Raw genomic sequence first — 13,406 nt, forward strand, 5'->3', positions numbered from 1 at the left:
GGAGGCGAGATTAAGGAACATTGTTGTCCGGTTATTAGAACGAAATTATCCGTTTGAGCCGAACCGTTTGCGGTATTCGCTCGGGGTAAGTCCGGTCGTGCGCTTGAATATTTTGTTGAAATAATTATCGCTGGCAAAGCCGACGCTGCGGCCGACGTCTCCGACGTTCATATCGGTTTCGGTCAAATACACCTTCGCCCGGTCGACCCGGTACTGCTGCAAATAATGGATCAGCGACTCGCCGACCTTTTTCTTGAACAGTCTGCTGACGTAATGCTCTTCCATCGCCACATGCAGCGCGGTCGACTTGAGCGTGATCGGACTGTCGTAATGCTGGCGGATGTAGCGGATCATCTTGTTCACTTCCTCGTGATCGGTCATCCGCTCTTCGGACAGCGCAAGGCGCTCCAAGTACGCCGACATCCGATTGGCGAACACGGTTATGGCCGCAGTGAAGGAAGCGGCTTCCGTCAGCTCCCCGGGAGGGAGAGGCGGCAGCGCGGAGATGCGAGCGAACACTTGATCCAGCCGCAGCATCGTCGCTTTGGCGAGCACGAGCGGATAACGGAGCCGGCGCATTTCGTCCCACATTCGCGCAAGCGTGTCCGCGCAGGCGTTCGTCTTGGACTGCTCGAACTGCCGCAGCAGCTCTTTCTCGTACGACCAGGAGAGCGCCGGCGTGTCGCTGCCGGATTCGGACGCGATATCGGCGTATTGAAGTCCCCGCCGGTCGTCGTACCAGACCCGGTCCGCGGCTCGCAGCAGTCCGGCCCAGACGTCCGGCAGATCGGTGATCGCCACCGGTCGGGCGTAAATGGCGGCATACGAATGCGGTCCGGGATCGTTTACGGTCGGAACGTTCCAGCGCGGCGGCTCGCTGCCGAAGGCGAACACGGTCGTGACGCCCGAAGCCGTAAAGGAGGTAAGCACGAGACGCCCTTCCCCGCCAGCGAAGCCGCGGCGCCGCACTTCGCCAACGCAAAAGTCTGCGGAGCCGTCAAGAAACGCTCCGAACCATACATAGCCCACCTCCCGCCGCAGTCTCGCCGCTGCGGCCTCCCGTTCTTCCGGAGGCGTATTGTGATAATACATTCCATCCCATAGGACAGGGAACAACTGCTCGTAAGCATGCATGCGCGTACGCGCCTGCAGCTCCCGGATCTCCGAGCGGCTTTCCAGCTCCCTCCGGATCTTGAGCAGCGCGGTCTGCAGCGTCTCCACGTCCATCGACAGCTTCAGCACGTAGGCGGACGCCCCGTACTCCAAAGCCTGCCGCGCATATTCGAACTCGCTCATGCACGTCAGCATCAGGAAGCGGCATTCTTGCCCTTCCTCGCGCGTCCGCTTCAGCAGCTCGATACCGTCTACGAGCGGCATGACGATATCCGCGATGACCAGATCGGGGCTATGTTCCCGGATCAGCCGCAGCGCATCCTCGCCGTTCTCCGCTTCGCCAACGATTTCGAAGCCCAGCCCCGGCCAGTCGATCTTCTGCCGGATCGTGCGGCGCACCATAGGCTCGTCCTCGGCGATAATCAGCTTCCACATCACGAATCCTCCTTCTGTCGGTAAGGTACGGCGAGCAGCAGCGGGAATGTCGCTCTCGTAAGCGTCCCCTGCTCGCGCTCGATCAGCAGCAGCTCCGTATCCCGCTTGAACAGCAGCTGCAGCCGTTCGCGGACGTTGGTCAGCCCGATGCCTTTGCGTATCCGCTTCTGCTTCCACTTCTCCGCCTCGACGATGCCTTGCCCGTTATCCTCGACCTCCATGACGACGTTGCCGGCTTCCCGGTACACGCGAACCGTTATGACGCCCTGCTCTTCCAGGCGCGGAAACCCGTGCACGATCGAATTTTCCACAAGCGGCTGCAGACTCAGCTTCGGCACGAGCGCATAGAGCAGCTCGTCCTCGTAGTCGAAGCGGACGACGAACCGGTCGTCGTAGCGGAAATTTTGGATGCGCACGTAAGCCTGCACCAGCTCAATCTCCTCTTTCAAGTGGATCAAATCCGCTTCGACGTTCAAGCTCGTTTCCAGCAGCTTGCCGAGCTGCTTGCAAATGTCCGCCGCCTTCTCGTCTTCCTTGTCGATCGCATGCCACTTTAGCGTATTCAGCGTGTTCAGCAGAAAATGCGGGTCCATCTGACTGAGCAGCATCTGGAATCGCGCCGCTTCCCGCTGCCGCTCCTCCCGCTTCAGCCGTTCGACCATCAGGTTCATATCCGTCACCATCCGGTTGAACGAGCGGGACAAGGCGGACAGCTCTCCGTCGTACGGCTGCTCGGGCAAAAACGTTTTCATATCCGCGCGGACCATGCCCTCCATCTTGTTCTTCAACAGCTTCAGCGGCCGCGTTACCGAGGAGGAAATGACAAAAGTCAGCATGACGAATACGACCATAAGCACAAGAAAGGTAAGGAAAAATTGCAATTCCAGCTGCTTCAGATCGCCGAAATAAAAGCTCAGCGGAAACGCGCCGACAATTTGCCAGCGCTGCGGAAGCAGAAACGTCGAGCCGTACAGCATCGTATCGCTTTCGTCGTACCAGAACGCCGGACTGCCTGCGGACGGATCGAACTTTCCGCTGATGTCCGGCCGATCCGCGCCGATCCGCTCCGTTCGGGCCAGCTCTTTGCCGTTCGCGTCGAACAGGTGATACATCTGGAGCACCGGAAAGTTTTTGGCCGCATCTTTCAGCCATGCTTCGTAATCGAAGCTGATCCGGATTGTTCCGAGCCGTGCCCCGTTCTCCCGAACCGCGCCGATCAGCGTGAGCAGCTTGCGGCTGCCGGTAACGCCGGACGGCAAATAATTCGGGTCCTCGTCTATCCAGCGGTAGTTTTCCCCAAGATGATCCATCTCGTCGGCGACGCTCAGGCTCCAGCTTCCATAGGAGGTGCCGGACGTCTCGTAACTGCCGTACAACTGCTCGCTCCTGTCGGCAACGGAATAATACAAATAACGGCTCTGTGGCAGAAAGCGGTTGCGCACATGGTCAACCTGTTCCTTGAGCACCTCGCCTCGCCGCTCCTTGCCGGCTGCGCCGTCCTCTCTCTTCGGACTGTCAGTAGGCTGCAAAGCCTCGATCAGCTCGCGGTTGCGCTCCAGCTCGATCCATTGCAAAAACGCAATATTGGTCATGGAGTTAAAATCGGCCTTCATGATGCTTAACTGCTGTCCGTTCTGTTCTTTGATCTTGTCTACGATCAGACGCTCCGTACGGCTGAAGTAGTAAAGCTGGAGCAGGAAGAACGGGATCAGGATGACGATAACGAAGCTGAAGAAAAACCGGTATTTGATCTTTTGGGGCAGCAGTCTGCGCAATGCTTGACCCATCGTTACACCTCTTCCATTCGCTTTTGCAGCCGGAATGGGCCATAGTAGCCCTATATTACCGTAACCGATCGGCTTTGAATACGTACGATATTGTCGGATCGCCCTCACGTTTTTATCTTTCTTAGCCGCGCCGCGCTGATTCATGACCTGCGTCGCCGGTTAAGAGAGAAGGAGAAGATTCAAGGGAGGCGGACGAGATGACGAACAAAACCATATACGACGTGTCGGTTTCGGCGGGGACCATTACGGAACAGGCCGCCCGGTTCGAGCAGCCCGACCGGACTTACGAGTTTAGCGTGGAAGCGACCGACGACGAAATCGGGGAGCTGCGCCGTTTGCTCGATTCATACGCCGACCAAGATATGCACGCTCTTCGACGCGCGCCCGTGCCTTACAAGTCAGCCGATCACGACGAAGCTACCGAGTCGTTCAACAACCGGACGTACCAGCTGTACGCCGCCTTGTATGCGCTCGGCACGACGGAAACGCGCGACTATATCGAGCAGTCCCAGATGCTCGCCAAACTGCGCAATCCCGACTACGAGCATCCGGGATACGAACGCCGGTAATAAAAAAAGAGAAAACCTCCAAAGCATGCAGACTCTGCAGCTTTGGAGGTTTCATTATGTGGTTTACGAATGGAAATCTTGCCCAGAGCGTACTTCTTTGACGTATCCGGCGCGAATGACGAAATCGCCGAAATGCTCGCCCTCCGAACGTTCCTTCGCATAGCGCGACACGATCGGTTTCAACGATTCGAGAATTTCCTCTTCGCCGATGTTTTCTTTGTATAGCTTGTTCAGACGGTTGCCGGTGAAGCCGCCGCCCAAATACATGTTGTATTTGCCAGGCGCTTTGCCGATAAAAGCAAGCTCAGCAAGCATCGGCCGGGCGCATCCGTTCGGGCAGCCGGTCATGCGGATGACGATATCTTCCTCGCGCAGTCCCGCTTCGTCGAGCATCGGCTCGATTTTATCCAGCAGCTCGGGCAAGTAGCGCTCCGATTCGGCCATTGCCAGTCCGCACGTCGGCAGCGCTACGCATGCCATGGCATTTCTCCGCAAGGCCGAATGCTGACCGCCTTCGGTAATGCCGTATTCTTTGAACAACTCTTCCATTTTTTTCTTCTTTTGACTGCTGATATTGCCGATGATGAGATTTTGGTTCGCCGTCAGACGGAAATCGCCGTTGTGCGTCTTGGCAATTTCCCGCAGCCCGGTCATCAGCCGGATGTCGCCGTCGTCCTTGATACGGCCGTTCTGGACGAACAGCGTGAAGTGCCACTTGCCGTTGCTTCCCTTCACCCAGCCGTAACGATCGCCGTTATGGTCGAAATGATAGGCGCGGGCCGGCTCCAGGCTCCAGCCGAGACGGTTGTGCAGCTCGCCGATGAACCAGTCGATGCCGCGGTCGTCGATCGTATATTTGAACCGAGCGTGCTTGCGCACCGCGCGGTCTCCGTAGTCGCGCTGTATCGTCACCGTCTTCTCGGCGACGTCGACGACTTGATCCGGGGTGCAAAAGCCGATTACCTGAGCAACCTGCGGGTACGTCTTCGTATCGCCGTGCGTCATGCCCATGCCGCCGCCGACCGTTACGTTAAAGCCCTTCAGACGGCCGTCCTCGATGATCGCGATGTAGCCGAGATCCTGCGAGAACACGTCCACGTCGTTCGACGGCGGAACGGCCATGCCGATTTTAAACTTCCGCGGCAAGTAGACCGGGCCGTAGATCGGCTCTTGCGTCTCGCCGTTGTCCAAGCTGTCCAGCACCTTCTCGCCGTCCAGCCATATTTCGTGGTACGCCTTCGTATGCGGGTTCAGGTGTTCGCTGATTTTGCCGGCCCACTCGTAAACCTCGGCATGCACGTCGGACTGATAAGGGTTCGGGTTGCACATAACGTTGCGGTTGACGTCTCCGCATGCGGCCAGCGTCGTCAGCAGCGCGTCGTTCACTTCTTTGATCGTCTGCTTCATATTCCATTTGATAACGCCGTGCAGTTGAAACGACTGACGGGTCGTCAGACGGATCGTATCGTTGCCGTACTTCTGCGCGATGCGGTCCATCATCAGCCATTGGTCCGGAGTGACGACTCCGCCGGCTGCGCGTACCCGCAGCATGAACTGGTAGGCCGGCTCCAGCTTTTGCTTGTTCCGTTCGTTGCGCAAGTCGCGGTCGTCCTGCATGTAGCTGCCGTGAAATTTCATCAGGCGGTTATCGTCTTCGGGGATCGACCCCGTTATCGTATTTTCAAGCGTCTCCGCAAGGCTGCCCCGCAAATAATTGCTTCTGCGTTTGATGTCTTCCACATCGCTATGCGGAGCGCTGTTCGGGGAAAGTAGGTTGTTGTCCGACATGCTTGCTGTCTCCTCTCGCTTCTCCTGGGCTTTCGGCTTAATAGACGTCCCGCTGGTATCGTTTTTGCTGCTGCAACCGGAGCAAATACTCGGTCGCTTCCTCCGGGCTCAAGCCGCCCTCTTGTTCGAGGATCGTGGCCAAGGCCGCATGAACGTCATGCGCCATCTTCTTCTCGTCGCCGCAAACATAGACATATGCCCCGTCCTGCAGCCATTGGTAAAGTTCCTTGCTTCTTTGCATCATCCGGTGCTGGACGTATACTTTCTTGTCGGTGTCTCGCGAGAAAGCGACATCCATGCGCGTCAGTACGCCGTCTTTCAGCCACCGCTGCCATTCCAACTGGTACAGGAAATCGGTGGAGAAATGCTGATCGCCATAGAACAGCCAAGACTTCCCTTCGGCTCCGAGCTCCTCCCGTTCGCCGAGGAATGCCCGGAACGGAGCGACGCCGGTGCCCGGGCCGATCATGATGATCGGGGTATCCGGATTATCCGGCAGCTTGAAGTTCGAATTGTGTTGAATGTATACCGGCAGCGCGTCGCCCGGCTTGATCCGTTCGGCAAGCTGGACCGAGCATACGCCGTAACGCTCGCGGCCTTTCGACTCATAGCGGACCGTGCGGACCGTTACGTGCACTTCGTCCGGATACGCTTTCGGGCTGCTGGCGATCGAGTACAGCCGGCCCGGGATTTTGCGCAAGATCGATACGAAATCGGCGGCGCGGACCCCTTTCAGCGCATGATCCTGCACCAGATCGAGCAGATCCCGCTCCTGAATATAAGCCCTCAGCTCCTGCTCGCGTCCCGCCTGCACAAGCTCCTTCAACGCGCTTCCCGCCGTAGCGAGCTGCGCCGCCTGCTCGAGCAGCGGCTTGGTCAGCACAGTAATCTCGTAATGCTTCAGCAGCGCGTCGCGCAGCGACTTCGGCTCGGCGCCTTTCACCGGCACAAGCTCGTCCGCCTTCCAGCCCATAGCCTCGATCAATTCGTCGACGAGACGGGGATGGTTTTCCGGATAGATGCCGATGCTGTCGCCCGGTTCATACTGTAAATTCGACCCTTCGAGGGAAATTTCCAAATGACGAGTTTCCCGGTCGGAGCCGCGTCCGTTCAAATTCAAATTTTCCAGCACTTCGGCCTGGAACGGATTCGTACGCGAATATTCCGATTCTCCCGCTTCAACGACGGCGGACGCGCTTGCGGCCGACGAAGCCGAAGCCGCGCCGCCCGCTCCGAGTGCGCCGATCACGCTTGCGACCCATTCCGCGGCGGGCTGATCGTAATCGACGTCGCAGTCGACGCGAGGCACGATCCGCTTCGCTCCCAGCTCGGCGAGACGATTGTCGAAATCTTTGCCGGTCTGGCAGAAAAACTCGTAGGACGTATCACCAAGCGCCAGCACGGAATACTGTAAGCTTTCCAGCTGAGGCGCCCGCTTGCTGTTCAGAAATTCGTGGAACGCAATCGCGTTATCCGGCGGTTCCCCTTCCCCGTGGGTGCTTACGAGGATCAGCAGGTTTTGCAGCTTTTTCAGACCGTTCGGCTTGAAATCGCTCATGGAGGAAAGCGCGACCAGGAAGCCCTGTTCTTCCAGCTTCTTGGACAATTTCTTGGCCAGTCCGTGGCAGTTGCCGGTTTGCGATCCGAAAAGCACGGTCACCTCTTTGGAGACCGGCGGAGCGGACGGGATTGCGCCCGCGGCGGGGCTCGCCTGGGGAGTGGCGGCGGAAGGCGCGGCGGATGCTCCGTTAACGGCCGCGAGATAACCGCTCAGCCAAATCCGCTGCGATTCCGTCAATGTCGGCAAAAGGCGATTGAGCAGCTCGACCTGCTCCTGATGAAAAGGACTGTTCGTAACTTGAAATTCCAACAATATCCACCTCGGCTGCATACGAATGAGTATAAATCCCAGTAATCGTATATCGTTAATTTTTCACTTTCTTGAACGTAACACAGTACCTGGAAGGGGTCAATTAGAATGATCTTATAGATATTATCAGATATATTGATAAATAGGGTCGAATTTCGCTGTCGAAGCCGGACAGAAGACGATTCCGCTACCCGCTTGCCGTCGGCCGAAGAAAGTCGCTGCCTTGCCAGCAAGGCGTTTCAGTCGTCCCGGCACTGCAAACCGCCAACGCCAAAAACGCCTCCAACCGCCGCCGCAGCGGGGATGGAGACGTTCTTTTGCATCAATCGCGCGTACAGATACGTTGGCGAACGGTCCGCCTAGCGAACAAGCCGCTCCCTTACCCTTGGGCGACCGCGCTCTCGTCCATATAAATGACTTCCCACAAGTGGCCGTCGATGTCTTGGAAGCTCCAGGCGTACATAAATCCATGATCCGTCTTGTCTTTGCTCGGCTTCCCGCCCGTGGACAACGCTTTGTTGACGATTTCGTCGACCTGTTCCCGGCTGGACGCCGATAGAGCGACGATCACTTCCGCCGTTCGGGATGCGTCGGCGACTTCCTTCGTCGTGAACGTGCGGAAAAAAGGTTCGACGAGCAGCATGGCGAAAATATGCTCGCTGATCACCATACAAGCTGCATTGTCGTCCGTAAATTGCGGGTTGAACTCAAACCCGAGGCCGGAAAAGAAAGCCATCGTTTGCTTCAAATCTTTGACCGGTAAATTCACGAATATTTTATCTGCTGTCGTTGCCATACCAGAATCACCTCGATCGTAGAATGTGTTTCGCCGTTTCACCCCTTTAGTTTACCATACGGCGGGATGTCGGATTTCTCTTCGATTGCGATTTTGCTTTCGCCGTGCCTTACTTCTCCAACACCTTCACTCCGACGCTTACGTCGAGCGTATGGCGTCCGCCGCGGTATACCCCTTGCAGCGGGCTGACGTCGCCATAATCGCGTCCGGTTCCGACGCGGATATGGGAGCCAAGCGCCTCCACGTTGTTCGTCGGGTCAAGCCCCACCCAGCCGATGCCGGGAATCATTACCTCGACCCAAGCGTGCGTGGCGGCGTCGCCGACAAAAGCCGAGTCTTCTCCTATGTACAAATAACCGCTCACATACCGGGTCGGCACGCCCTGCGACCGCAAAACCCCGATCATGATGTGGGCAAAGTCCTGGCATACCCCTCTTTTTAGGGTATACGCTTCGTTCGCCTTTGTATCGACGTTCGTCGCCTTCGCGTCATAGCCGAACGTTTCGTGAATGTAGCTCATCAGCCTCAACGAAAGGCGGACCGGATTGTCCACCGAGCCGACGTCCGACATGATCGCCGCGATCTGCCCGTCTTCCATAAAGGTATAGGACGTTTCGTTCAAGAAGGCCAAATAGTGCTGGCGGAACAGAGCCGAGCCGAATATGTCGCGCATCTCCGGAGAATTCTCGATCTTGCCGATAAACGGGCTCCGCTGCACGCTGACCGTAGACGTCGTCTTCACCTTCAGCGTCTGGTGCTGCTCGGGAATGAAAAACGTCTCCACCTGGTTGCCCCACAGGTCCGTATATTCCTTGGACATCGACGCAGGGCTGATCTCGGTCCGGTACGACACCACCTTCTGGCAAACGTCGGTTCGCGGCTTCAGCCGGACGTGGTTCAAGCTTTGATCCACCGGCGTTTCATAATGAAACGTATTCGTATGCTCGATTCGATAAATCATGAACAGAGTCACTCCTGTATGTATATCATCGCGTCGCGTTCCACGGTCACGCCGCCCGAATGCAGCGCTTCGGTCAACAGCGCCCCCGCCGCATTGCAGTCGTTTTGGACGCGGTCCAAAAACTTCTCCAGATCGTATAAAGGCCACTCCCGGATGCGAGCTTCGCCGGATTGCTCGATCAAGCCGCGAAGCGCTTCGCCGATTTTCACCGATTCGAACGAAACCCCTTCCTCTCCGAGCCGCTCGAGCCCCTGAATGGCATGCTCCACGCAGTAGCGGATCGACCGCGGGAACGCCGGATCGGCCACCAGAAAGGCCAGCACGTCCTGCGTATTCATATAAGGCGGATACTGCCGCAAAAAGGCGTCGTAGCCCCCGACCAGCTCAAGCGCAGTCAGCCAGTGGTAATATTGCCGGGAATGGGGCCACTCGCCGGGCTTTGTCGCGTTGGAGCAGACGACGTTCAGAATGCGCGCCGTTTTCTCGGCCCGCTCCAGCCATTTGCCGAGCTGAACGAACAAGTACGGGGCCCCGCGCGGCATTAGCGATTCGATCACCCCTTGGGTCGTGAACGAGCTTTGCTTGACCCCCTGCAGAAACGAATGCAGGTCCCCGGTAGCCAGCGGTTCGTCCTCGGCCTGCTTGACGTTCCAGTACATGTCGTTCAGCGCTTCCCACAGTTCGCGGGGGATGGCGTCGCTCGCCGAGCGTGCGTTGCTGCGGGCGCAAGCAACGCAGTTCAAGACCGAATTCGGATTGTGCGCGGAGACGGTCAAATAACGCAAAATCGCTTCAAGCTCCATCGGCAGCCCCGTATCACGGTAGTCGGCCAGCGAAGCGCATATTTCCAGCAAATCCTCCCATTCCCTCTCCCCGCCCAGGCTGTCCGTCCCGAGATCGGCAGCGGCCTCCTTTTCGTCCGGACGATGGTCCGGATTCGCGGTTGTCCGCAAGTACACGGTTGCCGCCGCCGCTTCCTCCCACGAGCCGGGAATGCGGCCGAGCCGTACGGCGATAATGCGCGCATTGTTTTCCGCCCGCTCGATATTGCGCGCCATCCAGTAAAACGTGCCGGCGACCCGCCTCAGCATACGAGGCCGCCCCTTTCCTGCAGCACCCAGGTGTCCTTGCCGCCGCCTCCTTGGGACGAATTGACGACCAGCGAGCCTTCCTTGAGCGCTACCCGCGACAGCCCTCCCGGCAGCACATGCGTATGGTCGCCGCCGCGCATCGCGAAGACGCGCAGATCGATATGGCACGGGTACACCCGGTCGTCGTGCTGGTGCAGCGTCGGCGCCCGCGACAGCTTGACCGTTGGCTGGGCGATATACTGCTCGGGGTTGGCCATCATTTTCTCCCGGAACAGGACGATTTCCTCTTCAGTCGCGTGAGGTCCGATCAGCATGTCGTAACCGCCCGATGCCCCTACGTTTTTGATAACCAGCCTGTCCATTCGTTCGAATACATATTCCCTTTGCTCCGGATCGTTCAGCAGCAGCGTCGGAACGTTCGGAATAATCGGCTCCTCGTTCAAATAATAGCGGATCATGTCCGGGACGTAGGCGTATACGCCTTTATGGTCGGCTATGCCGTTGCCAAGCCCGTTCAGAATGGAAACGTTACCCCGGCAATGGGCGTCGAACAGACCGGGCACGCCGATCATGGAATCCGGGCGAAATGCCAGCGGGTCCAGAAAATCGTCGTCGATGCGCCGGTATATAATATCGACCCGCTGCAGCCCGCGGATCGTCCTCTCGTATACATAGCCGTCCAGTACGGCCAGATCGCCGCCCTCGACCAGCTCGATGCCCATCTGACGGGCCAGAAACGCATGATCGTAGTAGGCCGAGTTGTACGGACCCGGCGTCAGCAGCACGGCGCGCGGAAGGCCAGGGCCACGAAACCCAGCCGGGGCGTGATTGAGCATCGTCTCGTGCAGCACCCCGAACTGGTGTTCGATCGACATAATCTGCTGGCTGCGGAACAGCTCCGGGAACACGTGCCGCATTACGTTGCGGTTCTCGTAGACGTAGGCGATGCCCGAAGGGTTGCGCAGATTGTCCTCCAGCACCCGGTATTCGCCGAAGTCGTCGCGGATCAGGTCGATGCCCGCCAGAAAAATCCGGCTATTGCGCGGCGCGCACGAATGGCCGGCAACCTCGGGCCGGTAAGCCGGGTTGTCCAGCACCAGCTTCTCGGGTATGATGCCGTCCCGGACAATAAACTGTTCCCCGTACACATCCTCCAAAAAACAATTTAACGCGCTTACGCGCTGAATCATCCCTTGCTCGATACGCGCCCACTGCGCGGAAGGCACGATAATCGGAATCGGATCGAAAGGCATAGTCCGCTCCGCTCCGGCGTTATCGTTATATACCGTAAAGGTAACGCCCTGGCGCAAAAAGCGGTTCTGGGCCGTCTCATGCTTGCGGCGCAGCTCGTCGGCGGGCAGCTGGTGAAGCGCCCGATAAACCGTCTCGTAGTGCGTCTTCGGCGTGCCGCAGGGTTCCAACATTTCATCGTAAAATGATCCGGTTTCATAGAGCATGTGCATGATCGATTCGGCTCCTCCCGATACGTGGATAGCTTTACAAGCACTCATTACCCGTATCGGCCGTTTTTTAAACAAACCGGACCTTCCCGCTGCCGTGCGGAGACGGCCGCGCTAGTGCGCTTCCTGCGCTTTCTGAACCGGGAGAGCCGCCTTCTTGCCGAAGGTGGAGAAATACAGCAGCGCGCTCGCAATAACGACCAAACTGAGGATCAGAATCAGATTGCCGTATAAAAGCGTTTGCTCGCTCGCCAGCAGCGGATGAAGTGGGAATGCCAGCAGCCGGCGTTCCATCGCTTTAGCGACCAAAGCCGTGACGACCGCTCCGGATATCGTCGACGTCATATTGAACAGTCCCATGCCGACGCCGATTTGGAGCCCGGGCAATATTTGCGTCACGCTTTCGGTCAAAGCCGTCTGGAGGAAAGAAAAACCGATGTACATCAAGATGAGCGCCGCTCCGATATACCATACCCACAGTCCCACGGAGGACGATTGCGCGAGCAGGCTGAGAGCGATCAAGCCGAGGCCGGCATAGACGACGAACTTGCATCCGCGCTTGACCGTCAGATGGCCGGCGACTTTGCCGAAGATGACCGCGCTGATCGCTCCCGGAAACATCAGAAGCCCGATCTGCTCCGTATTCAGCGCGTAGACGTGATGAAGCATCAGCGGAATGACGAACATCACCGACATGACTGTGCCGAAGATAAGAAAACCGATCAGAAGCCCGCTGCGGTACAGGCGGTTGGAGAACAGGGCCGGGTCGACGAACGGCTCCTTCGCCCGGCGGATGCGGAAGATAAACAGGATCAACCCCAGCAAGGCCGCAAGCAAATACAACCCGTTCGCCTCCGTCGTAAACAGGATAACCGTCGTCACTACGCTGCAAAGCAGCGCCGCTCCGATAATATCCAGCCGCCCCGGACCGCGCTCCTCTTCGGGCAGCCGCTTGCGGAAAAACGGAACGGCAACGAGCGCCGGCAGCGGAACGAGAAACAGAAACGACCAATGGAACGAGCCGGCGATATACCCGCCCAGCACCGGTCCGATCCCGACAGCGAACGAAGCGATCGATGTGATGATGCCGAACATCCTTCCCCGCTGCTCTGCCGTGAAGAATCGGGCCACCATCACGAAGATAAGCGCCGGGATGGCCGAGCCTCCGGCACCTTGAACGGCTCTCGCGGCCAGGATGGCCGGATACCACGATTGGCACACGAATCCGAGCAGCGAACCCACGCCATACAGGATGATGCCGATCGTTATGAGCCTCCTTATGCTGTACATATCGGAGAGCTTTCCGAACACGACCATGCCCATCCCGAACGCGATGAAGAAGATCGTGACGACCCAGCTTACGCCCGAAGCGTCGAGGCCGAACTGGGCGGCGATGTTGGGCGTGGATACATTGAACACCGACTCGTTCAGTACGGCGAAAAAGATGACATAATAAATCCAGGGCACGCTTCGCTTCATCCCCTCCGTACTTGCAGCCGGTCTCGCACCGGCGGAGACTTCCGGAACATTCATAAC

The 13,406-nt window shown here is 58.0% G+C and carries 10 protein-coding genes; 1 reads left to right on the top strand and 9 read right to left on the bottom strand.

Annotated elements, in window-relative coordinates; all coding sequences use genetic code 11:
- Positions 1-45: 45 nt before the first annotated feature.
- Both ABD796_RS11225 and ABD796_RS11230 read right to left on the bottom strand, forming a co-directional pair.
- Positions 46-1,548, bottom strand: coding sequence for a response regulator (locus ABD796_RS11225; RefSeq protein WP_344907512.1), 1,503 nt, complete (start codon positions 1,546-1,548; stop codon positions 46-48).
- The gene (locus ABD796_RS11230; protein WP_344907515.1) at positions 1,548-3,335 is read right to left on the bottom strand and encodes a sensor histidine kinase; all 1,788 of its coding nucleotides are present in this window, start codon (positions 3,333-3,335) and stop codon (positions 1,548-1,550) included. The genes ABD796_RS11225 and ABD796_RS11230 overlap by 1 nt, the downstream gene beginning before the upstream one ends.
- Positions 3,336-3,532: 197 nt before the next feature.
- On the opposite strand from ABD796_RS11230, the gene ABD796_RS11235 reads away from it, so the two are divergent.
- The gene (locus ABD796_RS11235) at positions 3,533-3,904 is read left to right on the top strand and encodes a hypothetical protein (RefSeq protein WP_344907518.1); all 372 of its coding nucleotides are present in this window, start codon (positions 3,533-3,535) and stop codon (positions 3,902-3,904) included.
- Between the two features lie 63 nt (positions 3,905-3,967).
- Here ABD796_RS11235 and cysI read toward each other — a convergent pair whose 3' ends face one another.
- The 7 genes from cysI to ABD796_RS11270 all read right to left on the bottom strand — a co-directional run bounded on the left by cysI (position 3,968) and on the right by ABD796_RS11270 (position 13,403).
- Complete coding sequence (gene cysI, locus ABD796_RS11240; RefSeq protein WP_344907521.1) at positions 3,968-5,692, bottom strand: assimilatory sulfite reductase (NADPH) hemoprotein subunit; 1,725 nt, start codon at positions 5,690-5,692, stop codon at positions 3,968-3,970.
- A 37-nt stretch (positions 5,693-5,729) separates the two neighbouring features.
- Positions 5,730-7,562, bottom strand: a complete 1,833-nt coding sequence (locus ABD796_RS11245; RefSeq protein ID WP_344907524.1) for an assimilatory sulfite reductase (NADPH) flavoprotein subunit — start codon at positions 7,560-7,562, stop codon at positions 5,730-5,732.
- A 379-nt stretch (positions 7,563-7,941) separates the two neighbouring features.
- Complete coding sequence (locus ABD796_RS11250) at positions 7,942-8,358, bottom strand: VOC family protein (protein WP_344907527.1); 417 nt, start codon at positions 8,356-8,358, stop codon at positions 7,942-7,944.
- A 109-nt stretch (positions 8,359-8,467) separates the two neighbouring features.
- Positions 8,468-9,319: a transglutaminase family protein gene (locus tag ABD796_RS11255; protein WP_344907530.1), complete on the bottom strand. Its 852-nt coding sequence runs from the start codon at positions 9,317-9,319 to the stop codon at positions 8,468-8,470.
- An 8-nt stretch (positions 9,320-9,327) separates the two neighbouring features.
- A complete protein-coding gene (locus ABD796_RS11260) occupies positions 9,328-10,410 on the bottom strand; it encodes an alpha-E domain-containing protein (RefSeq protein ID WP_344907533.1) in 1,083 nt (360 codons plus the stop codon).
- Positions 10,404-11,873, bottom strand: coding sequence for a circularly permuted type 2 ATP-grasp protein (locus ABD796_RS11265; protein ID WP_344907536.1), 1,470 nt, complete (start codon positions 11,871-11,873; stop codon positions 10,404-10,406). Before ABD796_RS11265 ends, ABD796_RS11260 begins: the two co-directional genes overlap by 7 nt.
- Before the next feature lie 111 nt (positions 11,874-11,984).
- The gene (locus tag ABD796_RS11270; protein WP_344907539.1) at positions 11,985-13,403 is read right to left on the bottom strand and encodes an MFS transporter; all 1,419 of its coding nucleotides are present in this window, start codon (positions 13,401-13,403) and stop codon (positions 11,985-11,987) included.
- Positions 13,404-13,406: the final 3 nt, after the last annotated feature.

This window comes from Paenibacillus hodogayensis (assembly GCF_039536325.1).
Lineage (GTDB): Bacteria > Bacillota > Bacilli > Paenibacillales > NBRC-103111 > Paenibacillus_AB > Paenibacillus_AB hodogayensis.

Excerpts from the sequence above, each read along its gene's own strand:
- ABD796_RS11250 (WP_344907527.1), bottom strand. The coding sequence starts at position 8,358 with ATGGCAACGACAGCAGATAAAATATTCGTGAATTTACCGGTCAAAGAT.
- ABD796_RS11255 (WP_344907530.1), bottom strand. The coding sequence starts at position 9,319 with ATGATTTATCGAATCGAGCATACGAATACGTTTCATTATGAAACGCCG.
- cysI (WP_344907521.1), bottom strand. The coding sequence starts at position 5,692 with ATGTCGGACAACAACCTACTTTCCCCGAACAGCGCTCCGCATAGCGAT.
- ABD796_RS11260 (WP_344907533.1), bottom strand. The coding sequence starts at position 10,410 with ATGCTGAGGCGGGTCGCCGGCACGTTTTACTGGATGGCGCGCAATATC.
- ABD796_RS11225 (WP_344907512.1), bottom strand. The coding sequence starts at position 1,548 with ATGTGGAAGCTGATTATCGCCGAGGACGAGCCTATGGTGCGCCGCACG.
- ABD796_RS11265 (WP_344907536.1), bottom strand. The coding sequence starts at position 11,873 with ATGCACATGCTCTATGAAACCGGATCATTTTACGATGAAATGTTGGAA.
- ABD796_RS11270 (WP_344907539.1), bottom strand. The coding sequence starts at position 13,403 with ATGAATGTTCCGGAAGTCTCCGCCGGTGCGAGACCGGCTGCAAGTACG.
- ABD796_RS11235 (WP_344907518.1), top strand. The coding sequence starts at position 3,533 with ATGACGAACAAAACCATATACGACGTGTCGGTTTCGGCGGGGACCATT.
- ABD796_RS11230 (WP_344907515.1), bottom strand. The coding sequence starts at position 3,335 with ATGGGTCAAGCATTGCGCAGACTGCTGCCCCAAAAGATCAAATACCGG.